We start from the raw sequence: 24,507 nt of genomic DNA on the forward strand, positions 1-24,507 counted from the left end.
TTATCAAAAATTTATATTAAGACCAATATTATATACTTTCTGCAACGGATATGTATTGATTTCAACATTTCCACTTCTCGAAGGTGCTTCCGGGTCCAGATCTACCACATCTGTCCACGTGAATAAATTGGAACCGTTGAAATATAATCTTACACTATTCAGGTTAAGCCGTTTGACAAAACCTCCGGTAAATGTATATCCTACTTCGAGGTTTTTCAATCGCAAATAACTGGCATCCCGTATCCAAAGAGTAGAAGGACGATAGTTGTGATCGGTTTCTCCGTTGGGATTCAGAGACAAACGGGGAAAGGTGATCTTTTCTCCTGCCTCAGACCGTTCCTGTGTCCAACGTTCTTTTATCAGAGATTTCGCACTCTCTTCTCCTTTCGCGAAAGGCCACATCGACCGTCCGAAATATTTAATGGATACATTGTCAGCTCCCTGAAATAAGATGGAGAAATCAAATCCTTTATATTGCGCTCCGAATGAGAAACCGTAAATAATCTCCGGTACGGGGGTGTATCCTATCGGAACCATGTCGTAATCATCAATCACTCCATCCTGGTTGACGTCTACATACTTGACGTCTCCCGGTTGCAACTGATTCCCGCTCCATGAACTTTTAGGACGGTCTAATGCATTGATTTCTTCCCACGAGTTATAGTATCCGTCAAAGATCAGTCCGAAAAACTGATTCTTTCTTCTTCCGGTAGTCATCTGATAATCATATCTCTTCTGCACTTCATCCATGTAGATGATTTCATTCCTCGCAAATGAATAATTGAAGCGTGCCCAATAATGGAAATCTTGTATATGATGTCTAAAATTAAGGTCCATTTCCCAACCGCGATTTTCCATTTCTCCAAAATTATATGCAGGAAGATTAGCACCTATAATCATGGGGGATGTTGATCTGTTGGCTAATATGTTATTTCGTTTTTCTTTGAATATATCAAATGAAGCAGTCAGACAATTATTGAACAGATTAATATCTACACCGACATTCATCTTTTTCGCCTTTTCCCAAGTCAAATCAGGATTACCGATTTTATTTTCAACAATCATCAGTGAAGTATACGGATTGGAAGCCAAACCGAAATTATACTTGTTCACACCCGAATCGCTCGCTGCTCCATAAGAAGACGGCAGATACAAAAATCGATCACCACCTATCTGATCGTTTCCTACCTCTCCGTAGGACCCTCTCACCTTTAGATATTTAACGATATTGTTTTTCGGAAAAAACTTTTCTTCACTGATGACCCAACCTAATGAAACAGCAGGAAAAAATCCGAACCGTTTGCCTTTGGCAAAATTCTCGGTTCCGTTGTATCCCATATTGAATTCTGCCAAATAACGGGAGGCATATTCATAGGTCAATCGTCCTACCAATCCCTGATAAGCATTAGGTACATAATATTGAAGGGAGGGGGAATAGTATTTACTCTGATTATACAGAATAAGTGCTGTCGTTTTATGAAGCCCGAAAGTTCTATTATAATCAATTCCAAACTCCATATATACTTTCCGGTTCTTATCCCATCCGGTACTTACAGACCAGATACTCTCTTCTGATTGGGGGATCAGATAGATGTAATCCGGATCTTCCGCATCACGGCGCGCAAGATAATAAGGAAAGGTTTTCGAATATTTCTTACGGCTGTAATAATAGCTATCATACGCGATACTCCCGTGTACGGACAAACCTTTGGTCAGCAAAGATGATAAATCATAATTCAGACGTAATGTTGTATTGATGTTATTTCTATTATCTTTCTGATAACCGTTGCTTAATAAGGTTTGCCAGGGATTGACGCTTCCCAATCCATCCTGTATGCGGACAATTTTATTGTCCACCAATCCCGGAGAGCTCAAGGGATTGGCAAAAGAAATAGCTTGCCAGATTCCACTGTTACCGGAGCCCGGAGTAATCACTCTGCCTATCTGGGCGGCCATTTGAACAGTTGTCGAAAAGTCCCGCGTTATCTGAAAATCGAAATTAGTTCTGAAGTTATAACGGGTGTTACGGGGATTTACATCATGATCCGAATCTATCTTGGTATGTTTATAGATACCGGTCTGATCGAAATAACTTCCCGATATAAAGTATTTCACACGTTCTGTACCACCCGAAAGGTTGATGTTATGTTGAGTGCGGGTAGAAAACTTTCTAAGAAAATCGTCTATCCAGTTAGTGTTCGGATGCAAAATCGGATCAAAGCCATTTCTGTACAATTCAATATCTTTATCCGTGAATTTCGGTTGGTAGGTAGAACCCGAAACCCGGGAGTCATTTTCTAAAGCTTCATTGTATAAAGTTGCATAATCCGCACTATTCAGATAACTGGGGAGCTGGGTAGATTGCTGCAAAGCAAAATTACCCGAATAGCTCAACCGGGGACGCCCTCTTTCCCCTTTACGGGTAGTAATTAATACTACGCCGTTAGCTCCCTTTACTCCATAGATCGCTGTTGCCGAAGCATCTTTAAGTATATTCAATGATTCAACTTCATTCGGATCTATGCCGTCAAAATTAGTTCGTTCGATGCCATCGATCATTATTAAAGGAGCCGTGTTGTCTGTAAATGTACTGACACCTCTGATTAACAGACTGGAAGCGTCTTCGCCGGGAGCACCACTTCTTTGAAAAGCAATCAATCCCGGCATTCGTCCTACCAGCATGTTACTAATATTGGATTGTTGTGTCTGTACCAGTTCTTTCCTCGAAATAGAAGCGATAGATGCTGTCACACTTTCTTTCTTCTGCTTTCCGTAGCCGACAACAACGACTTCCTCCAGACTTTGCTCGGCTTCTTTTATTTCAATAGAAAGCACTTTATTGTCTTTTACAGGTACTGTCGTCGTGACATAACCGATATAACTGATTTCCAAAACTGCATTCGGATTTACAGATAAGGCAAAGCGCCCGTTTATATCGGAAATTATGCCGTTAAATGTACCGACTTCCTTGATATTGGCACCGATAATCGGTTCTCCTTTTGTATCGGTAATAGTACCGGTTATTCTCCGAGGTTCCTGTGGCTGTGAAGAAAGATTCTTTTTCACTGCCGTTTTTCTCTTTACAACAATCTGTTTTCCATTTATTTCATATACCAGATTTGTCTTTTCAAACAAGGCTGACAATTTTTCTGTGATTGTCTTCTTCCTAGATAGATCTACACTGACAACTTGATTTAAACTAGGTCGGATATCTTTCGAATAGATGAAAACGTAGCCTGTTTCTTTCTCTATATCTTTAAAATATTCCAGTAGAGTCCCTTTCTTTATATCATAGAGTTCGCTCGTTCCATTTCCATTAGCGAGAGTTACATTCGCTATAAATAGAAAAATAACAAAAAATTTCACAAACAGATATGATTTACAAAGAAAATATGCCCTATTTGCATGATTGTAATAGGAATTTTCCATATTTTTGCGTATCAATTTTTAGGTTTTTCATAAGTAATTGAAAAATTTAAATCTCACGGGTTCGGAAGAGTTGCCTCTCTTCCGAACTTCTTTTTTACAAAGGCTTCATTTCTGTGGTTTATTCATAGGCATTAAATTTTTAGGGTTATTACTCGATTTTTATACTTCCCGCTTCAATTGTACACTGGACATCGTACAGCAACGAGAAGGTTTTCATGACTTGTTCTATATCATCAAATAAGATAAGTTTTCCCATTGTACACTTTTGCGCAACTTCCGGCGTACATGTGATAGATACATTATAGTAGCGACTTAGCCGTTGGATAATATCTTTCATTGTCTCACCCCGGAACTGAAGTACGCCATCTTTCCATGAAATATAATCGTAAGCATTAACTTCGTCGATGCCGGATATCCCATCACTCAACTTAAAACGCTGATTAGGCAAAAGGACAAAATCTTCATTGGAGTTTGCTTTTACATTTACTTTTCCTTCTACCAACACCACGGATTGCAATGCATCATCAGCATAGGCAGACACATTAAACTTTGTTCCCAATACATTAACTGTCAGTTGGGGTGTCTCTACATAAAAAGGCCGGGAAGTATCTTTGGCAACTTCTATATAAATCTCTCCTTCTACTTTTATCCTGCGTTCGCCCGGACCAAAAGAGGAAGGGAAACGTAATTTACTTCCGGAATTAATCCATACTTTCGATCCGTCTGCCAATACAATGGATGAATGGCTACCATAAGGAACTATCAGTGTATTTTGTTTTCCGGGTTGAACCGCTCCCTCTTTGATTATCTCTGTTTCCTTACCATCGGATTGAATAGTAATATTGCTATCATAAGTAATGACGGCATTATTCTCTATCTGAATCGCTTCCGCATCATCTCTTATCAGCATTACTTTCTGATACAGAGTATCTGCTTTCACATTGACAAGCAGATCATCAGCAGTTCCGGACGTCTGAAAAGAATGAATCAACCAGAAAGAAACAATACCTAATATTAGTACACAGGCGGCAGCATAACGGGTAAATAAGATAAAACGATGTCTCTTATCACGACGCTCCATGCTTGTCTCTATACGTGCCCACAATCTTTCTGATTCTTCGGGTAAGCGCTGAACCGGATTCAGCCGGGCAGATAATATGATTTTGCGGGCCTCCTGTAGGGATGCTTGATCTTCGGGATGCTCTTTTTGATAATTAACCCACCATTCTTCCGATTCCTGGGTAGGAGCCAGACACCACAATATGAAGTCTTCATTTTGTAGCCATTGTTTTGTCGATTCGGGTATTCGATCTGAATGCATACTCGTTCTTTTTACGGTTTCACTTTAAAAACACGCAAAGAACAAAAATACCCCCACGAAAATTAAAGAAAATAACCGAAAAGGAAAAAATAAATAATTTGAGGCTGAATTTTACGCATTTGTTCGATAGCCCGATACACTAATTTCTGTGCTGCTTTAGGTTGTATTCCCATCAATTTCCCGATTTCCTCATAGCTAAGTCCTTGGGTATAACGAAGATATACAGCCTCCCGTTGCCGGTCTGTAAGGCTATCCAGCATCTTTTTCAGCTGTTTTTGCATAGCGGCTCTTTCTTTTTCTTCATCTATGAGTTCAAAGCCGTTCACTTCAATAAGGAAACTATAGTTATCAGAACCTTCTTCCAGAAATTCGGTATTCATTTCTTTTTTCTTAATGGTCCGAATCCGGTTCTTCAAACAGTTCAACAGATAGAACTTCATATTCTGACTTTCCCAAAGTTTGTGCTCACGCTCATATAAATGCAAAAAAACATCGTGAATGGCATCTTCTAAAAGTTCTTTACTAATGCCAAAAGCAATGCCGTATGAAAACAAATCGTTCTCATACGTCTCATATAACCACTTATATAAGGATTGCTTATTCTTCACACTATCTTCACAAAAAGTTAGAATCCTATCTTCTAAAGAATATTGAAATGGTAATTATCACCAGCCTGTCTCATCCCATCCGGCAGCGGAGTACCATTGTATCGACTGACGATAAAAAGGATTTATCTCCTCTTCATACGACTGACGAAATATATAAGTAGAAAGTCCTGCAGAGCCATTCATCGAGAAACTACCGCCATAACTGGAGTAATTATTAGGAGTAGTCTTCCAATAAACCACAGCAGCATCATAAGCAGCTTTCCAAGCCTCATATTCGCTAGTCTCACTACCTAAAGAACGTATTAATCCATCAAAATCATAATAATACTTACTGGACCGACAATCATAACAGAGTATGCCCGATGTGGCTATCGCTTGTCTGCCCTTAATATATTTCAGAATAATCTCACTACTGCTTTTAGCCAGTTGTTCCAACATGGAAGTGTTCACTACAGAAACAGAGACTCCTGCCGTCCAGGGATCACCTAAGCCCCAATTATATGGCAATTTGCCAGTATAAAGATTTTCATCTGCATAAAATTCAAAATATGCCTTTGCTATGTCCGTAGCCGATGCATTATTGGCAAACATAGCCGGAACTACTTTCTGATATGGAGCACCCGGTGCGGGTATCTCTGTCGGAGAGCCTATTATGTAATCCGCATGTTCCTTCAATTCATAGACCACCTCAACAGATTGCATAAAGCATGCATCGAAAAGAAGAAAACTCAAATGAGGCGCATTACGCAGAACATCTTTTAACTCGGAAATATCCATGTAATTTGAACCACCATCCTGTCCCCACCAACGGGTTTTATTCTGCGATTTTGCCAACCATCCTTCTCCATGAGACCACAAAACCAACCCATAACTCTGTGCCGGATATTCAGAAAATGCCGTGTTGATAACCTCCTTCATCTTAGAGACATCTACAGAGTTTCGTCCTTCATACGTAGCGATTAGCTCCTCCTGTACGACATTCTTCTTTTTATCCTTCTTCAATCGAATTAGTTTAGGACTTGATCCGGTATCAATGTATACGAGTAGGTTATAAGAGTTATCATCTACAGACTGCATTCCCTCTGTCATTTCCGCCAAATCCTCTGTGGCAAAGCTGCGAAGAGAATTGTCACCTGCTATATAAACAAGAACTGTACGCATCTGGACTCCTCTTTCATCATCGTCATTATGACAAGCGATTACCAGCATAGCCAAACACACAAACAAGGAGAATATTTTTATCTTTTTCATTAGATTTCAAGTTTATTACGAGGCAAAGATAAAAAAATAAGAGATGCAAAGCTGCATCTCTTATTATATTAACAATTTAACTATTGCTTATTATTCTTCCGGTTTTGTAAAGCGGAATTTATCTGAATCAATCCGCGATACCGTCATTCTATTATTCTTCTTATATTTATTCAGAATCTTCGTTGCTTCTTTTTCCAACTTCTTTCTGTTTTCCGAGAAGTAAATCATACATGTACTATTCTGCTGCAGTTGGTTATCCTCCAGATAATTTTTCAACTGATAACTATATAATTCACGATGAGCCAAGAACCCTTCTTTGCTAACCTTCGCACTATCTAATATCTGAATATCCGTGAAATAGACTACCGTATCCGTAAATGAAGCAGAAATTCCAAAAGCATAAACCGGTTTAGAATGGTCTTTTTTCAGAGAAAAAGCGGAGCACATGGTAAACACAAGTGCAATTGCAAATAGTATTTTTACGTATTTCATATCATATAATTTTTAACCTTGCAAAGGTAACAAAAAAGAGGAGATTACCTCTATTTATCTCAAATAAATAGCATTTCTTAGTCATAGACCCATAGCAGGACTGGTTTCTTTTCCGCTTTGAGCAACCCGTCAACTTTCCTCATCACTTCATCGGATATTACAGGACACCCTTGACTGATTCCTAACGGAAGATGCAAAGGATACACCTCTGTTTCCGGCAACGGAGTATAAGAATGCAACACGATATACCGCTTGAAAGCATTATCATTCGTCGCTTCCAATCCATGTAATTTATAATGAATATTGATTCCCCACTTGCTATACGACCGGATACCCACCTTGTATTTCCCCAAAGAAGAGCAATAACTACCTTCCACATTGCTGAATACAGGCTTGGACACAGTGCTATTTTTCCCATATCCATGAGCACAGAGACTGGCATACTTCACGGAATCTCCTTTGAAATCCCATACAAAGAAACGCCTTTTACCAGAATGAATACTGAAATCTACCAGAAAGCAATAATTCGTATTATACCCATTCTTATCACAATAAGCCTTTCCCGCCTGTGCTTTTTCCCGCAAACGCTGCTCTACTTTAACAGGCACCGAATCAGAAGAGGATGCCGCACATTTTGCATACGCCACCATCCCTGCTCCCAAAGCAATAAGAACCAATGATATTAAAACTGACTTTTTCATAAAACTCACATAGTATAAGATTGAATTATAGAATGGGGCTTATGTAAAAAGTCGCATAAGTACATTCTTCTATATGAAAAGTGCGACTTATGCGACTCAAATTCTTTTTTCTTTCAGAAACTGATATTCCTTACTTATCCCAAGTAAGATTTGAGCAATTTACTACGATTACTTTGTCTAAGTCTTCTAATTGCTTTTTCTTTAATCTGACGAACGCGCTCACGTGTGAGGCCAAATTTATCGCCGATTTCTTCCAATGTCATTTCTTGCTGTCCGATACCGAAAAACATCTGAATGATTTCTTTTTCTCTATCGGTTAACGTAGAAAGAGCTCTATCAATTTCCCTCGCAAGAGACTCATTAACCAGAGAGCGGTCCGCCATTGGCGAATCATCGTTAACCAACACATCCAACAGGCTGTTATCCTCCCCTTCCACAAAAGGCGCATCCACCGAAATATGACGGCCGGATACCTTCAGCGTATCAGAGATTTTATCAACCGGAATTTCCAGTTCGTCTGCCAACTCCTCGGGAGACGGACGCCGCTCGTTTTCCTGTTCAAACTTCGAGAAGGCTTTGCTGATCTTATTCAGCGAACCTACCTGATTCAACGGGAGACGAACAATACGCGACTGCTCTGCCAATGCTTGCAGAATAGACTGGCGAATCCACCATACAGCGTAGCTAATGAACTTAAATCCACGTGTTTCATCAAATTTCTCGGCAGCCTTAATCAGTCCTAAATTGCCTTCATTAATCAAGTCAGGCAAACTCAAACCTTGGTTCTGGTACTGTTTAGCCACAGATACGACGAAACGAAGATTGGCACGTGTCAATTTTTCCAATGCTACACGGTCACCCTTACGAATGCGTTGAGCGAGTTCCACTTCTTCCTCGACAGTAATCAGGTCTTCACGGCCGATTTCCTGCAAATACTTATCAAGAGAAGCGCTCTCTCTGTTAGTGATACTTTTGGTAATCTTTAGTTGTCTCATTCTTTAAAAACAGATTTGGAGTGCAAAGTTACGACAAATAATTTGTTAACATACAAAATTAAGTAACTTTTACACTATATTTTTCATCTAATAAAACAAAAAGAGATGCCGACAAGTTGATTGGCGGCATCCTTTTTCTATTTCATTAGCTTATCCTGCAATCTTCTTACCTTATTTTTATATATTACTCTTGAGTCAGATCGACAGCGAAATATCCGCGTTTACCTGATGGGAACACACCGGTCAGGAATAATACCTGGTTCGGAGACTTAACAGCAGCTTTCATTACTTCTTCCAGATCGCTGACTTTGCGCATCGGCTGGTCATTAGCTTTCAGGATAATGAAGCCTTTACGAACTCCTGCATCTGACATCTTACCGGAAGAAACTCCTGTCACTTGCAGACCGTAACCTAGATTCAATTGCTTCTTCAAGTCATCCGGCAACTCTTTGAAAGCAGCTCCCAGGATTTCCATGCCTGCATCCTTCACGATCTTGGTAGTACCTTGCTCGTTCTTCAACGTTACTTCAACGGTCTTTTCCTTCTTATCGCGCATCAGTTTTACTTTCACCTTATCACCCGGACGATGTTTAGCAAGTGCTTCCTGCAAGTCAGCCATATTGGATACTTTCTTATTATCCACACCGATAATTACGTCATCGACTTTGATATCAGCTCCGGCAGCAGAACCATTCTCTACGATTTCAGAAACCCATACTCCTTCTACAACACCCAGTTCTTTAGCTTTATCTGCCAATGTCTTACCGGATTTGTCAATCGGTTGACGGTCGTCCATCAAACTGCTACCGATAGAGCCACCACGAATACCGAGCAATGCACGTTGTACTGTTCCATATTGTTTCAAGTCGGCAATTACTTTCGTCATAATGCTGGTCGGGATAGCAAAACCGTATCCTGCATAAGCACCTGTCGGAGAAGAAAGCACTGAATTGATACCAACCAATTCACCTTTGGCATTTACCAGTGCACCACCACTGTTACCCTGGTTGATGGCAGCATCCGTCTGGATGAATGATTCTATACCACCATTATATACTCCCAGAGAACGGGCTTTTGCACTTACGATGCCGGCAGTTACAGTAGAGTTCAAATTGAACGGGTTACCTACTGCCAATACCCACTCTCCTACTTTCAACGCTTCGGAATCTCCCACCGGAATAGTCGGGAAATCATCACCCTCAATTTTCACCAGCGCAAGGTCGGTGCTAGGGTCAGTACCAATCACGCGTCCCTTAAACTCACGGTTATCATTCAGTTTCACACTGATTTCATCCGCACCTTCAATCACATGATTATTCGTTACGATATATCCATCCTTCGAGATGATTACTCCCGAACCAAAACCTACACGAGGTTGAGACTGTACCTGACGTTGCTGTCCGCGTCCATCACCAAAAAAGAAATCGAAAATGTCCGGCGCTTGCTGAACAGTTCTTGTTTTAGCTTCTTGAGTAGACCTTATATGTACGACAGCATGAAGTGAATTCTCGGCAGCCTGTGTCAAATCAACAGGTTGAGCGTTCACAGCGTCAAAAGCAGCCAATTTGACATTGGGATTCTGCTTGAACATCTCATTAAAAGATGTTTCTTTTGCAGATTCGTTAGATTGCAACAATTTGTAAGTTGTCAATCCTGCAACTCCTGAGCTAAGAAGAATGATTGCTCCTACTCCCAGAATGTTCTTTGTTGTCTGTTTCATGATTTATAATTCTTTAAATTGTTAATATTCGACATTGTTTTAACTTTTACGACGTTAAAATAATAACAAATATCGTTCACTTATTCTACTTGTCACTCTTTTTTGTCCACTTTTAACAGAGAATATTTGGAGCTTAACAGCGGTTAACGACAACACCTGACAAATTTACATTCGTTGTATGTCAGATGGCTTTAACACTCTGACATTCATTCAGTAAAGTCAGATTTTCATGACACCGATTCCAGGTAAGTCATTCAGAGTGATCTTTCCTTTCACCACTTCCACCCCTTTAAAGCGATCATTAGAGATAAGCAGGTTGCCATCCAGGTCGGCAAAATCCACTAATGGCGAGAACTGTGAAGCTGCAGAAATAGCACAGGAAGTCTCTGTCATACAGCCCACCATGACACGCATGCCGAGTGCATGAGCCAATGTCACCATCTTCCATGCTTCACGCATACCGGTACACTTCATCAGCTTTATATTGATTCCCGTGAAAGCGCCTTTTAAAGCGGCTACATCTCCCAGACGCTGCAAGGATTCATCCGCAAATATCGGTAGCGGGCTCTGTTGTGTTATCCAGGCAATATCCTCTAGCTTCTCCTTAGGCATGGGCTGTTCTATCATCACAACGCCTTTTTCTTTCAGCCAATGAATCATATCGAGCGCGTATTGGGGGTCTGCCCATCCTTGATTGGCATCTATCGCTATCGGAAGGTCTGTTACCGAACGAATGGTTTCAATCATCTCCTTATCATTGTCCCGTCCCAGTTTCACCTTTAATATATTAAACTGATCGGCACACTCTTTTGTTTTCGCCCGCACTACATCCGGCGCATCGATGCCTATCGTAAAGGTAGTGGAAGGTGTCTTTTCTTTGTTCAATCCCCATATCTTATACCAGGGAGCGCCTAATAGTTTCCCTACCAGATCATGAAGGGCGATATCTACCGCAGCTTTCGCTGCCGTATCCTTTGGCGAGAGGCTGTCAACGTATGACAAAATGTCATCTAGCTGAAAAGGATCACTAAACTGTTCCAGATTCACTTTCCCAAGGAAATTCATCACAGACTCTACTGTTTCTCCCAAATAAGGAGGCATAGAGGCTTCTCCATATCCCGTCACGCCTTCATATTCTATTTCTACCTGCACATCGGGAGTTGTTGTACGCGAATAAGTGGCAACTGTAAACACGTGCCTCAACTTCAATTCATAAGGGAAAAAAGTCATTTTCATCTTCCCTCCCAAACCGAGCTTATTTATATGAATGGTAGAAAGCAACGATTCTCCGGCTAGTGCCTGACGGGCTACTAACCCCGAACTGAAAGCAGCCAAAGCTGCCGTTTTCAAAAAATCTCTCCTGTTCTGCATTCTTTTATTGATAAAAGGGGTTCTTATTTGTGGTATTCATTCCTTTCTCCTTATTTATATAAGGTAAGAAACGGACAGCAAAAAGTAAACGCTTCGTGTTGAATTCATCATAGTTTTGATCCGAAGGATTCATGCTGCTGACGTGCACATCTCCCAATGCGTGGATAAACTGCTTGTTTCCGAGGTAAATGCCGACGTGAGAAATACCTTCTTTACGTTCCGCAGTCGCTTTCCGGCCGAAAAACACCAGATCTCCCCGTTTGACATTAGAGAAGTCAGGAGCAATATCGATATGTTCGCCCACATAGGCCTGTTGAGAGGCATCTCTCGGGATAATAATGTCATGCATAAAAAGTACGGTCCGTACCAGTCCGCTACAATCCACTCCCTTGGAAGAGGTTCCTGCCCATAGATAAGGAATTCCCATCATCGAGTAAGCTGTTTCAATGATACTTTCAACATCTTGTTTCAGTGAAGCTCGCCATTCCGCTTCCGGTTGGGAAATGGATTTCGAAAGATATGCTTTCCGTCCGTCGGGATAAGACACTTGATAGAAATGTCCTTTGCTCCCCTCCCACTTCAAACGATTGCCCGCAACAACATCGGATACGGGTTGGGAACTCTCATCCGGTTTCTCATACGCAAATCCGTAGTGCGAGGTAACCACTATCTTTTCTGCCCGATTCCATTCATCATACCGTTCTTTCGACATGGGGGTAATTACCATCCGGTGCACCCATCCGGTATAATCATCCGGTGTTTGTATCTCGTACCAACCGTTATACTGAAGCACCTTGACCGGCATTCCCAACAATGCCTGCGTACTCATGCCGGAAGTAAATTTGCCTTCCTCGCGCAAATTGCAAACTGAAATATGTACTACCCCATAAGCCGAATCGGCAGGCATGGGACGTATTTCCTGTGCTTTCAGGCTAGCTGCCATCATCGCCAGGAAACAATAGAAAAGGAGGATATTCTTCTTCATTAAAATCCATTTTAATGATAGCAAAGTTAGAAATTATTTCTATTTGTGATACTTTCTTTGGCTAAAACAAAATAAATGACGTATTTTTGCAGTCTAAAGCAGTTGGCCGGTCTGTCGCGTGCATGTTTCGTGCAGGAGGAAAGTCCGGGCAACATAGAGCATCCTACTTCCTAACAGAAAGCTGTCCGCGAGGGTAGAGTAACGTAGAAGAAAATAACCGCCGCTCCTTTCGGGGAGAGGTAAGGGTGAGAAGGTGGGGTAAGAGCCCACCAGTCGCATGGCGACATGCGGGCTGTACGTCTTAGGAGTTGTAAGGTCATGTAAACCGGCGTTATGAGAGTTGCTCGCTCCATGTCGGAGGGTAGACCGCTAAAGTGTCGTGGTGACACGCCACTCAGATAAATGACAGGCACCTGATATAATTAAAGATTAATAATCGGAAATTATATGGGTACAGAACTCGGCTTATAGGCTGACTGCTTTTTCTTTTAATTATCCATTTAATTACAAATGACTAATGGATGAGGATCGACTGTTCGAGCAAGTCTGTTGTAATCAGTAATTAGTTGCTTGCAATTAGTAATTAGCGAAGAACTATGAAGAAGAAAATCACCGATATATGGAAGTTTCTTACGTATGACATCTGGCGCATTACGGAAGACGAAGTGACCCGAACCAAGTTCTCACTCTACAATATTATAAAGACCGTCTATCTTTGTATCAATCGGTTTACCAAAGACCGGATGGCCAATAAAGCTTCTGCACTTACTTATAGCACATTGCTTGCCATTGTACCGATACTTGCCATCCTGTTTGCCGTAGCGCGTGGTTTCGGGTTCGACAACCTGATGGAACATCAGTTCCGCAACGGTTTTGGAGGAAATACAGAAACAACGGAGGCCATTCTCTCATTTGTCAATTCCTATCTTTCACAGACCAAAGGAGGTATTTTCATTGGAGTTGGTTTGGTAATGTTGTTATGGACGGTTATCAATCTGGTCAGTAATATTGAAATCACCTTCAACCGTATCTGGGAAGTGAAAAAAGCACGATCCATGTATCGCAAGATTACGGACTATTTCTCCATGTTCCTGCTGATGCCGATTCTGATCGTGGTATCCGGAGGACTTTCTCTGTTTATGAGCACCATTCTCAAGCAGATGGATGATTTCGTCCTGCTCGCTCCTGTTATGAAATTCATGATACGGCTTATTCCTTTTGTCCTGACATGGCTGATGTTCACCGGGCTGTACATCTTCATGCCGAACACGAAAGTGAAATTCAAACACGCTCTCATTGCAGGTATTCTGGCAGGGTCTGCTTATCAGGCTTTTCAGTTCCTGTACATCAACAGCCAGTTGTGGGTGTCAAAGTACAATGCCATTTATGGTAGTTTTGCCGCACTTCCCTTATTTCTGCTTTGGTTGCAGATATCCTGGACAATCTGTTTGTTTGGAGCCGAACTGACGTATGCCGGACAGAATATCCGCAGCTTTAGCTTTGACCAGGACACCCGGAACATCAGCAGACGATACCGGGATTTTATATCCATCCTGATTATGTCACTCATAGCCAAACGATTCGAAAAGAACGAACCGCCCTATACGGCTGCAGAAATATCGGAGGAGCATCAGATCCCCATCCGACTGACAAATCAGGTACTTTATCAGTTACAGGAAATAGAATTGATTCACGAGGTTGTTACCGACGAAAAAAGCGAAGAAATCGGTTACCAGCCTTCAATGGATATCAATCAACTGAATGTGGCTGTCCTGCTGGACCGTTTGGACACATACGGCTCCGAGAATTTCAAAATAGACAAAGACGAAGAATTCAACGACGAATGGAAGGTGCTGACCGAATCCAGAGAAGAATACTATAAAAAAGCAAGTAAAGTATTACTGAAGGATTTGTAGGAAAGTCAAACCTTAAATCGCGAGAATGAACTTAACACAATATTAGAAAAAATGAAAAAGCTACTGCTAAGTGCATTTGTCATCTGTCTAGCAGGGACAAGCATTGCACAAGAATCTCCTTTATGGATGCGCCACTGCGCTCTTTCTCCAGACGGAACCACCATTGCATTTACCTACAAAGGAGACATCTACACGGTACCGTCAACCGGCGGACGTGCCACACAAATCACCACCAATCCGGCTTTTGATACGGAACCGGTATGGAGTCCCGACAGTAAACAAATTGCCTTTGCATCGGATCGCATGGGAAGTCTCGACGTTTTCGTCGTATCCAGTGAAGGAGGAGCACCCCAGCGACTGACCACTCATTCAGGCAGTGAGAAACCTGTTGCCTACAAAGACAACAAACACATTTTATTCACAGCCAACATTGCTCCCTCTGCCGAAGATGCCGGGTTTCCTTCCGGCCAGTTCCAGCAAGTGTACGAGGTAGCCGTGACGGGAGGACGCCCCGCTATGTTCTCATCCATGCCAATGGAGTGCATCTCTATTAATAAGGAGGGAGTGATGCTCTATCAGGACAAGAAAGGATACGAAGACTATTGGCGCAAGCATCAGGTATCCCCTATTGCCCGTGACATCTGGACATACACTCCCGGGAAAAAACCTGTTTATCAAAAACAAACTACTTTCGGAGGTGAAGACCGCGAACCGGTATGGAGTCCTGATGGTAAATCATTCTATTATCTAAGTGAAGAGAAAGGTTCCTTCAATATATTCCAACGTACTCCCGGAACCACCACTTCCCAACAAATCACTTTCCATACAAAGCATCCCGTACGTTTTCTAAGCATTTCAACCACCGGCACACTCTGTTATGGTTATGACGGCGAAATTTATACACTTACTCCGGGCAAACAACCCCAAAAGGTAAATATAAGTATCCTGGCAGACAAGAATGACAAAGATATTATCCGCCAAATCAAATCCAACGGGGCTACCGACATCGCTGTATCTCCCAAAGGAAAAGAGGTCGCATTCATTATGCGCGGTGATGTTTACGTAACCTCCATTGACTACAAAACAACCAAACAAATTACCAACACACCCGATCAGGAACGTAACATCAGTTTCGCTCCCGACGGACGCACACTCGTCTACTCTTCAGAACGCGATGGATTGTGGCAGCTTTACACTTCCACCATCGTACGCAAAGAGGAGAAACAATTCACCTATGCCACAGAATTGAAAGAAGAACGTTTGACAAACTCCAAAGTCGCTTCTTTCCAACCACAATTCAGTCCTGACGGTAAAGAGGTTGCTTTCCTCGAGAACCGTACCGCTATCCGTGTCATCAATCTAAAAAACAAGGCTGTGCGCACAGTGATGGATGCCAAATATCAATATTCTTATGCCGACGGTGACCAATGGTTCCAATGGAGCCCCGACAGCCAATGGATTCTATCAGACTTCATTGGCATAGGAGGCTGGAACAATAAAGACGTTGTTTTGCTGAAAGCCGACGGAAAAGGCGAAATGGTCAATCTTACCGAAAGCGGATACAGCGACAGCAACGCCAAATGGGTGTTGGGCGGGAAAGCAATGATATGGAACAGTGACCGTGCCGGATACCGTAGCCATGGTAGCTGGGGAAGTGAAGACGACACCTATATTATGTTTTTCGACGTCGATGCCTACAACCGCTTCCTGATGAGCAAAGAAGATATTGCCTTACTTGAAGAAGCGGAAAAGGCAGAGAAAGCAGAAAAAGAAAAAAACAAGAAAGAAAAGGCAGAGAAGAAAGAAGACACTAAAGACAGTAAGAAGAAAACGAACCAGAATGAGAATGCGAAAAAAGACAGTACAGAGATAAAGCCTCTTACATTCGATTTGGAGAATCGTTTTGACCGCATCGTCCGTCTAACTGTAAATTCTTCCCGCCTGGGTGACGCTGTCATGAGCCCGAAAGGTGATATTCTTTATTACCTGGCAGCTTTTGAAGGAGACTACGACCTTTGGGAGCATAAACTGAAAGAAAATACGACTAAAATATTATTGAAAGGAGTTGGCGGCGGCTCACTCATACCGGATAAAGAAGGAAAGAATATCTTTATGTGCACAGGCGGCCGATTGAAGAAAATAGAGATTGCCGGTAGCAAAATTACACCGATAGAATTTGAAGCATTCTTCGATTACCGTCCTTATGATGAACGCGCATACATCTTCGACCACGTTTGCCAACAAGTAAATGACAAATTCTATACTGCCGACTTGCATGGAGTGGACTGGAAAGGATATAAAAAAGCATACGAACGCTTCTTGCCCCACATCAGCAACAATTATGACTTCACGGAAATGTTGAGTGAATTGCTTGGCGAATTGAATGGTTCCCATACCGGAGCCCGGTTTGCAGCAGGAGGCAGCGCAATGCCTACCGCTACTCTGGGAGTCTTTTACGATGAGTCATACGACGGTGCCGGGTTAAAGATCAAGGAAATCATGAAGCAAAGTCCTTTCACGCAGAAAAAGACAGAAGTGAAGGCAGGTTGCATCATTGAAAAAGTAGACGGCACAACGATTGAAGCCGGTGCTGATTACTTCCCGTTATTTGAAGGCAAAGTCGGACGCAAAGTAGTACTTACCGTATACGATCCTTCTACTAAAAAACGTTTTGAAGAAACAGTAAAGGCAATCAGCTATGGAACTCAAAGCGAGCTGCTTTACAAACGTTGGGTAGAGCGCTGCACCAAGAAAGTGGAAGAGCTTTCCGGCGGACGCATTGCTTATGTACATATTAAAGGTATGGACAGCCCCAGCTTCCGCAAGATCTATTCCGAACTGCTCGGCCGTTATCGCAATAAAGAAGCCGTAGTGGTAGATACCCGTCATAATGGCGGCGGATGGCTACACGATGATGTAGTCACCTTACTTAGTGGAAAAGAATATCAACGTTTCGTGCCACGCGGACAATATATCGGCAGCGATCCATTCAACAAATGGCTGAAAGCCTCATGCATGCTAACTTGCGAAGACAATTATAGCAATGCTCATGGCACTCCTTACGTATATAAGACTCTAGGTATTGGTAAACTGGTAGGCGCCCCGGTGGCAGGCACGATGACCGCCGTGTGGTGGGAACGCCAGATAGATCCGTCTATTGTATTCGGTATCCCGCAGGTGGGTTGTATGGATATGCAAGGCAACTATCTCGAAAATCAGACCTTGCAACCTGATATTCTAGTTTATAACGAACCGGCAGCCAGCCTGAAAGGAGAAGATGCACAACTGAAAGCAGCAGTAGACTACCTATTGAAAGATTTGTCAAAAAAGAAATAAATATAGCATTATTGATGCCACCGGAAAAGCGGCATCAATAACACGCTAACTATCAACACCTTAAAAAAGCCATTTATTGGTTTTAAAGAAACAGGTCGTTCCTTTAAAAGGAAAGCATCGTTGGTTTAAAAGGAACGTCCCCTTCCTTTAAAACCAACGATGCTTTCTGTTATATGCTTATCCTAAAGGGCTAAGAATATAATTATTTTTCAATCAATAACGATTGTATGAAATCACCTTTTCTTTCGGCTTCCTTATCTTCTTACGTTTTTCCTTTGCCGGATAGCCAATGACAATATCCAGCAATAAACGTTTCGAAGCAGGAATACCGGCAAGCTGTTTCAGCTCTTTTTCATCGAACCAACCCAGAATACAAGAACCCAAACCTTCGGCTTCAGCTGCCAGAGAAATATGAGCAGCCGCTATTCCAATGTCGATCAACGGAAAATGCTTGCCTTTTACCTTTCCGCCAAGCAGGGAGGTTATATTAGCAGATTCTTCTACAACCAGAATATGCACGGGAGCATCTTTGGCAAACTTATTCATTCCCAAGCCAGCAGCAGCTTTCCCGGCTTTTTGAGCCAGTTCCTTGTCTGTGATGACCACAAACCTCCAAGGTTGTGCGTTGCAGGCCGAAGGCGCCAAACGTGCAGCTTCAAGTACCCGTTCCAACTTTTCCGGCTCCACCGGACGTTCTTTATCATACGAACGGTCACTTTGACGAGCCTGCACCAATTGAAGAAAATCAGTATATGCCATTTCCAATCCTCCAGTCACTTATTTATATTTTCTCATTTATATTGAATCATCCGGCTGATATACTTGCCGATAATATCGAATTCGATATTTACCACACTGCCAATCTCAAATGTATGGAAGTTCGTATGCTCGTATGTATAAGGAATGATAGCCACCTGGAAAGTATCATCCGTCGGATTACATACCGTCAGGCTAACACCGTTCACAGTCACCGAACCTTTATCCACGGTGATATATCCGCGTTTCGCCATCTCCTTGTCAAACGCATATCGGAATGTAAAATACCAGCTGCCTTCCGCATCCTTAATATCGATACAAGTAGCAGTCTGATCCACATGTCCCTGAACGATATGTCCGTCCAACCGACCGTTCATCATCATGCTACGTTCAACGTTCACCTTATCCCCCACTTTCAACAAACCGAGGTTAGAACGCTCCAACGTTTCTTTCATGGCAGTCACCGTATACGTATCATCCGTCAGAGTCACTACCGTCAGGCATACACCATTGTGAGAAATACTCTGGTCGATTTTCAACTCATTCACAAACGAACACTTAAATGTAAAGTGTATATTCTCCTGGTCTTTCACCAGTGCTACCAAAGTAGCATATTCTTCTACGATTCCAGAAAACATAATTCTATTTACTATTTACGATTTTACAATTGAAAGTACTCTCTTAATGCAAGGGTCAAAGATACGAATAAGGAAGCAGCTTAGAAAATAAGAGCAAAAAAAAATGGGGCTTTTCACAAAGCTCCATTTTTCAGTTTTCAATAGGTATTAGTTTTTTTTTAAGGTAAAAAGATTGTTTTCAGGATAACGGTGCAAATATAGGCGGTTTTACCGATACTATCCAAATTATAAAACATGTCATATAACATCTTTTTGAAAATTCTTTGGATTTATTATCATTTGAAGCAAAATCTCCTGTAACTTGTCCGTTACAGGAGACAAATATAAGATAATTTTTTAAGGAGCCCTAATTTCTGTTTAAAAATCGGCAGAAAATTACTTTTCCGGGTAATTTTCATCGGTTTTTCCACGATGTTTTAACACTTTGGCATCAATGAAGAATACAATCTCCTCGGCAATGTTGGTAATATGATCTCCCGAACGTTCCAGTTTACGGAACACGCTGACTAAATCTACGCAAGTATGTACAGCTTCCGGATGTTCGATAATATAGTCTGAAAGAATCCCTGTTGCATCCGCATTGATTTCATCTAGCAAATTATCCTTAGCAAACACTCCTGCCGCCAAATCATTACTCTCTTCATTCAAGGCACGTTTTGCCAGTTCCAGCATCGACAACACCTCTGCCTGCATCTCTGCCAGGCGAAGACGAGACAACAGCTCCGCATCCAATACCGGTTCTTTGCAACGAAGTACAAAACGGGCGATCCCTTCCGCAAAGTCACCCAAACGTTCCAGATTTGTGTTAATCTTCAACATAGCCAACACAAAACGAAGATCAATCGCCACCGGATTATACAATGCGATAATATCTTCCACATCACTATCTATCTTCAATTCAAAAGCATTCACCCTGCGCTCGCGAACCATCACCTGTTGAGCCAGCTCCTTGTCAAGGGTCAACACAGCCTCTCCGGCACGGTCAAGCTGGTTGTACACCAAGGTCCACATTTCATCAATTTCCTTCTTCAATAGGATGAGTTCCGATTCTATAAACTTTACCATAGTCTATTATATATAAATGATTAATATTCTATCAATTGGGTTCCAGATACCCGGATTACCCAAAACGTCCCGTTATGTAATTCTGGGTAGCCTCTTTCTCCGGATTGGTGAATATCTTTTTCGTCTGATCGAACTCCACCATTTCTCCCATATAGAAAAACGCCGTCTTATCACTGACACGGGCCGCCTGCTGCATATTATGCGTAACGATTACAATCGTATAATCCTTCTTCAGTTCATGAATCAACTCCTCCACTTTCGCCGTAGAAATAGGATCGAGCGCAGACGCAGGTTCATCCATCAGCAATACCGAAGGAGAGACAGCCATCGCACGGGCGATACAAAGACGCTGCTGCTGTCCGCCGGACAATGCATAAGCCGATTCCTTCAACTTATCTTTCACCTCATCCCAAAGAGCCGCTCCTTTCAATGTTTCCTCCACACGCTGGCGAATGAAAGCATTATCTTTTATTCCGTTCACACGAAGTCCGTAAGCCACATTCTCGAATATGCTTTTCGGGAAAGGATTGGGACGCTGGAACACCATTCCCACATTCTTGCGGAGTTCGTCCACTTCCACGCCTTTCGCATAGATATTATGTCCGTCGATACGGATTTCTCCCTCCAGACGGGTAGCAGGAATCAAATCATTCATCCGGTTGAAAAGCCGGAGGAAAGTAGATTTGCCACAACCGGACGGTCCGATAAAAGCAACAACCGATTTTTCCTCAATCTGCATGCTGATGCCCTTCAATGCATGAAAGTCCCCATACCAGAAGTTCACATCACGCGCATCTATTTTCACTGTATCCATATACTAATTTAGTTCGTTTTTACTCTTTTCTCAAAATACTTTCTCAAGGCATTAGCCAGCAGATTCACCAACAGGATAATCATAATCAATACCAATGCCGTGCCATAAGCCAGCGGCAGTTGTGCCTCCATATCCGTTCCACTGGTGGAAATCACATACAAATGATAAGGCAAGGCCATACACTGATCCAAAATGCCGGTAGGAAGTTGCGGCAGGAAATATGCGGCACAAGTAAACAGAATCGGCGCCGTCTCTCCCGAAACACGTCCCAAGGCGAGAATCAACCCAGTGATAATGTTCGGCATACCCATCGGCAAAATAACATGCCATATCGTCTGCAACTTCGTCGCTCCCAATGCCCGGCTACCTTCACGCATACTGTCGGGGATGGCTTTCAAAGCTTCCTCCGTTGTCCGGATGACCAAAGGTACGCAAAGCAAACCTAATGTCAAAGAGCCTGCCAGAATACTATCACCAAACCCCATATAATTGACAAACAGCGCCATACCGAACAATCCGAATACGATGGAAGGAATACCGCTCAAGTTATTGGTCATCACCCGGATAAAGCGTACCAACCTGCCTTTCGGCGCATACTCATTCATATAAATCCCACTCATCACCCCTATCGGGAATGCAAACAGCGCACTTCCCACCATCAGGTAGAAGGTACCGACAATAGCCGGCCAGATACCGCCACCTGTCATTCCGTCCGTAGGAGCCGAAGTGATAAAATCCCAACTGATAGCACCGATTCCCTTATAGATGATAAATCCCAGAATCGCAAACAATATCAGTACAATGCAAAGACTTAACAACCGGAAAATCCCGAAAGCGAGTTTCTGCGAACGGTGTTTAGCTTTATTATTACTCCGTATTTCCATCTTATTTGCTACGTTTTAATCCTTTAGAAGAAATATATTCCACACTAAAGTTGATAATCAATGTTATGAAGAACAGTACGACACCCAACAGGAACAATGCCTGATAGTGCGGACCACCCGCAGGAGCCTCTCCCAGTTCGGCGGCAATCGTAGCCGGAATGGTACGCAAAGGCTCAAGGATCGTTGTCGGAATCACAGCCGCATTACCTGTCACCATCAATACTGCCATCGTCTCCCCGATAGCACGTCCGATGCCAAGTACCACACCAGATGTAATACCCGAAATAGAATAAGGAATTACTACCTTATATATCGTCTGCCATTGAGAAGCCCCCAACGCCAGACTCGCTTCCCGCATTGCACGCGGACAGTTACGCATCGCATCTTCCGTCACCGTTATGATGGTAGGCAATGCCATAATGGCCAGTACGATACTCCCTGCCAGGCCGCTCTCTCCCACCGGAAGATTAAACAACTTCTGAATCAACGGAACGATGACAATCAACCCGAAAAAGCCATAGACCACGGAAGGAATACCGCTCAACAGTTCGATAATCGGTTTCAGCCAGTTCCGTACTTTCGGGTTTGCCACTTCAGACATATAGATAGAAACCGAAAGCCCGAACGGCAAAGCAAAAAGGATGGCGAACAGACTCACCCACAACGTACCGGTAATCAACGGCAGGAAGCCGAATTGAGCTGCCGGAGTGGCCGTAGGAAACCATTCGGCACCCGCAAATACATCTTTCACGGAAATGGTGTTATCCTCTATGAAATGCACCGCGTCCGGATGAACAATAAACTTCTGCGGAACAAAAGCTACGATACCCGGTGTTTTCTCTACCAGTTCCGTAATCTTGTCGCCTGCATATTCATAAGCAGGTCCCAACTCCTCTTCCGTACAATATTGCGTTATATCCTCCAAACGAAAAACCCGGATAGGGAGATCTTCCCCACCGAGTTCCTTCCAGTTTGTAATCTCCTCATCAAAAACATCCTTTATCTGTGCAGGGCTCAACACACTAACTTTGTTACTCTTATTCAGCGCCAACACATATCCCTCTTCTATCACCTTACTCTTGAACAACCCGAAAGCTTCCGTGAAAAGGAAGAGCACAATCAGCAGAATAGTAATACTTGTCACGAAACCGCTACAAGTCAACATTCCTTCTATAATCCTTTCAAATACCTTTTTCATACCTACTATGATTTCTGATGCAAAGAAAGCGTCTCTTTATTAAGGAGGTGTGACTAACGTTTGAAGGAAATGTTTCAATCATGTTACGTTTGTGTTACAAGTATCATTTCCATTCCGGATGAAATGGAAATGTAATATCCGATTGCTTAATTTGCAAAGTCAATAAAAAGAAGAAATATGAAAGTGAGAAGAAACTTATTAATCGCCCTTTCCTTACTCTCGCTCGGTGCCAACGCACAACGTATAAAAGGTAGCGACACGGTACTGCCTGTCGCACAACAGACAGCAGAGCGGTTTATGAACCAGCATCCGGATGCTCGTGTCACTGTAACCGGTGGCGGAACCGGTGTGGGTATCTCCGCTTTAATGGATAATACAACGGACATTGCAATGGCTTCCCGCCCGATCAAGTTCAGCGAGAAGATGAAAATTAAAGCAGCAGGAGAAGAAGTAAACGAAGTGATCGTTGCCTACGACGCCCTCGCCGTGGTGGTGCATCCCTCTAATCCGGTGAAACAGCTGACCCGCCAACAACTGGAGGATATTTTCCGGGGGAAGATAACCAACTGGAAACAGGTAGGCGGAGACAACCGAAAAATAGTAGTCTACTCGCGTGAAACATCGTCCGGTACTTACGAATTTTTCAAAGAGAGCGTACTGAAAAATAAAAACTACATGGCAAGCAGCCTTTCCATGCCGGCAACAGGTGCTATCATCCAGTCTGTCAGCCAGACCAAAGGAGCTATCGGATATGTAGGACTGGCCTACGTGTCTCCCCGTGTCAAAACGCTTTCCGTGTCTTATGACGGAAGCCACTACGCCACCCCTACGGTAGAGAATGCCACCAACAAAACCTACCCTATCGTCCGGCCGCTTTACTACTATTACAATGTAAAAAATAAGGAACAAGTTAACCCCCTGATTCAGTTTATTCTTTCATCCGACGGACAGGACATTATAAAAAAGAGCGGTTATATTCCGGTTAAATAAAAAAAATGTCCTACTTTTGTAGCCTAAATACAGATAA

Annotated in this window: 19 protein-coding genes and 1 other RNA gene; 4 read left to right on the forward strand and 16 right to left on the reverse strand. The window is 42.6% G+C overall.

Annotated features, from left to right (window positions below; all coding sequences use genetic code 11):
- Positions 1–3 precede the first annotated feature (3 nt).
- The 10 genes from N5O98_RS19860 to N5O98_RS19905 all read right to left on the reverse strand — a co-directional run bounded on the left by N5O98_RS19860 (position 4) and on the right by N5O98_RS19905 (position 12,873).
- Entirely contained in the window at positions 4–3,429 is a 3,426-nt protein-coding gene (locus tag N5O98_RS19860) for a TonB-dependent receptor (RefSeq protein ID WP_004310277.1), read from the reverse strand.
- Between the two features lie 148 nt (positions 3,430–3,577).
- A complete protein-coding gene (locus N5O98_RS19865; protein WP_004310276.1) occupies positions 3,578–4,750 on the reverse strand; it encodes a FecR family protein in 1,173 nt (390 codons plus the stop codon).
- A 62-nt stretch (positions 4,751–4,812) separates the two neighbouring features.
- Positions 4,813–5,358, reverse strand: coding sequence for an RNA polymerase sigma factor (locus N5O98_RS19870; protein WP_004296671.1), 546 nt, complete (start codon positions 5,356–5,358; stop codon positions 4,813–4,815).
- A gap of 57 nt (positions 5,359–5,415) precedes the next feature.
- Positions 5,416–6,609 (reverse strand): clostripain-related cysteine peptidase, encoded by a 1,194-nt coding sequence (locus N5O98_RS19875; RefSeq protein ID WP_004310275.1) that lies wholly within the window; start codon positions 6,607–6,609, stop codon positions 5,416–5,418.
- A 90-nt stretch (positions 6,610–6,699) separates the two neighbouring features.
- Complete coding sequence (locus N5O98_RS19880) at positions 6,700–7,101, reverse strand: hypothetical protein (protein WP_004310274.1); 402 nt, start codon at positions 7,099–7,101, stop codon at positions 6,700–6,702.
- 77 nt (positions 7,102–7,178) lie between these two features.
- Positions 7,179–7,802, reverse strand: a complete 624-nt coding sequence (locus N5O98_RS19885; RefSeq protein ID WP_022199541.1) for a murein L,D-transpeptidase catalytic domain-containing protein — start codon at positions 7,800–7,802, stop codon at positions 7,179–7,181.
- A 134-nt stretch (positions 7,803–7,936) separates the two neighbouring features.
- Positions 7,937–8,797 carry a sigma-70 family RNA polymerase sigma factor gene (locus N5O98_RS19890; protein WP_002561589.1) on the reverse strand — a complete coding sequence of 287 codons (861 nt, stop codon included), beginning with the start codon at positions 8,795–8,797 and terminating at the stop codon, positions 7,937–7,939.
- Positions 8,798–8,981: 184 nt separating this feature from the next.
- On the reverse strand, positions 8,982–10,517 hold the full coding sequence (locus tag N5O98_RS19895) for a trypsin-like peptidase domain-containing protein (protein ID WP_004296667.1): 1,536 nt from the start codon (positions 10,515–10,517) through the stop codon (positions 8,982–8,984).
- 219 nt (positions 10,518–10,736) lie between these two features.
- Complete coding sequence (locus tag N5O98_RS19900) at positions 10,737–11,888, reverse strand: dipeptide epimerase (RefSeq protein ID WP_022199542.1); 1,152 nt, start codon at positions 11,886–11,888, stop codon at positions 10,737–10,739.
- 4 nt (positions 11,889–11,892) lie between these two features.
- Positions 11,893–12,873 (reverse strand): C40 family peptidase, encoded by a 981-nt coding sequence (locus N5O98_RS19905; protein ID WP_008651519.1) that lies wholly within the window; start codon positions 12,871–12,873, stop codon positions 11,893–11,895.
- A 98-nt stretch (positions 12,874–12,971) separates the two neighbouring features.
- On the opposite strand from N5O98_RS19905, the gene rnpB reads away from it, so the two are divergent.
- From rnpB to N5O98_RS19920, 3 genes are all read left to right on the forward strand, one after another.
- Positions 12,972–13,357, forward strand: an RNA gene (gene rnpB / locus N5O98_RS19910) — RNase P RNA component class A.
- Between the two features lie 112 nt (positions 13,358–13,469).
- The gene (locus N5O98_RS19915; protein ID WP_004296663.1) at positions 13,470–14,789 is read left to right on the forward strand and encodes a YihY/virulence factor BrkB family protein; all 1,320 of its coding nucleotides are present in this window, start codon (positions 13,470–13,472) and stop codon (positions 14,787–14,789) included.
- A gap of 51 nt (positions 14,790–14,840) precedes the next feature.
- Positions 14,841–18,125, forward strand: coding sequence for a S41 family peptidase (locus N5O98_RS19920; protein WP_008651518.1), 3,285 nt, complete (start codon positions 14,841–14,843; stop codon positions 18,123–18,125).
- A gap of 213 nt (positions 18,126–18,338) precedes the next feature.
- Here N5O98_RS19920 and N5O98_RS19925 read toward each other — a convergent pair whose 3' ends face one another.
- The 6 genes from N5O98_RS19925 to pstC all read right to left on the reverse strand — a co-directional run bounded on the left by N5O98_RS19925 (position 18,339) and on the right by pstC (position 23,480).
- Complete coding sequence (locus N5O98_RS19925; protein WP_008777194.1) at positions 18,339–18,884, reverse strand: nitroreductase family protein; 546 nt, start codon at positions 18,882–18,884, stop codon at positions 18,339–18,341.
- Positions 18,885–18,916: 32 nt separating this feature from the next.
- A complete protein-coding gene (locus N5O98_RS19930; protein ID WP_004303876.1) occupies positions 18,917–19,519 on the reverse strand; it encodes a riboflavin synthase in 603 nt (200 codons plus the stop codon).
- Positions 19,520–19,894: 375 nt separating this feature from the next.
- Positions 19,895–20,584, reverse strand: coding sequence for a phosphate signaling complex protein PhoU (gene phoU, locus N5O98_RS19935; protein ID WP_004296659.1), 690 nt, complete (start codon positions 20,582–20,584; stop codon positions 19,895–19,897).
- 55 nt (positions 20,585–20,639) lie between these two features.
- The gene (gene pstB / locus N5O98_RS19940; RefSeq protein ID WP_004296658.1) at positions 20,640–21,398 is read right to left on the reverse strand and encodes a phosphate ABC transporter ATP-binding protein PstB; all 759 of its coding nucleotides are present in this window, start codon (positions 21,396–21,398) and stop codon (positions 20,640–20,642) included.
- Between the two features lie 8 nt (positions 21,399–21,406).
- Positions 21,407–22,282, reverse strand: coding sequence for a phosphate ABC transporter permease PstA (gene pstA / locus N5O98_RS19945; protein WP_118161539.1), 876 nt, complete (start codon positions 22,280–22,282; stop codon positions 21,407–21,409).
- Position 22,283: 1 nt separating this feature from the next.
- Positions 22,284–23,480: a phosphate ABC transporter permease subunit PstC gene (gene pstC, locus N5O98_RS19950; protein ID WP_004303879.1), complete on the reverse strand. Its 1,197-nt coding sequence runs from the start codon at positions 23,478–23,480 to the stop codon at positions 22,284–22,286.
- 177 nt (positions 23,481–23,657) lie between these two features.
- Between pstC and N5O98_RS19955 the strand changes: the two genes are divergently transcribed.
- On the forward strand, positions 23,658–24,470 hold the full coding sequence (locus tag N5O98_RS19955) for a PstS family phosphate ABC transporter substrate-binding protein (protein ID WP_004296655.1): 813 nt from the start codon (positions 23,658–23,660) through the stop codon (positions 24,468–24,470).
- The last annotated feature ends 37 nt before the right edge of the window (positions 24,471–24,507 follow it).

The sequence above is a fragment of the Bacteroides sp. LFL-34 genome (assembly GCF_027257075.1).
GTDB lineage: Bacteria > Bacteroidota > Bacteroidia > Bacteroidales > Bacteroidaceae > Bacteroides > Bacteroides ovatus.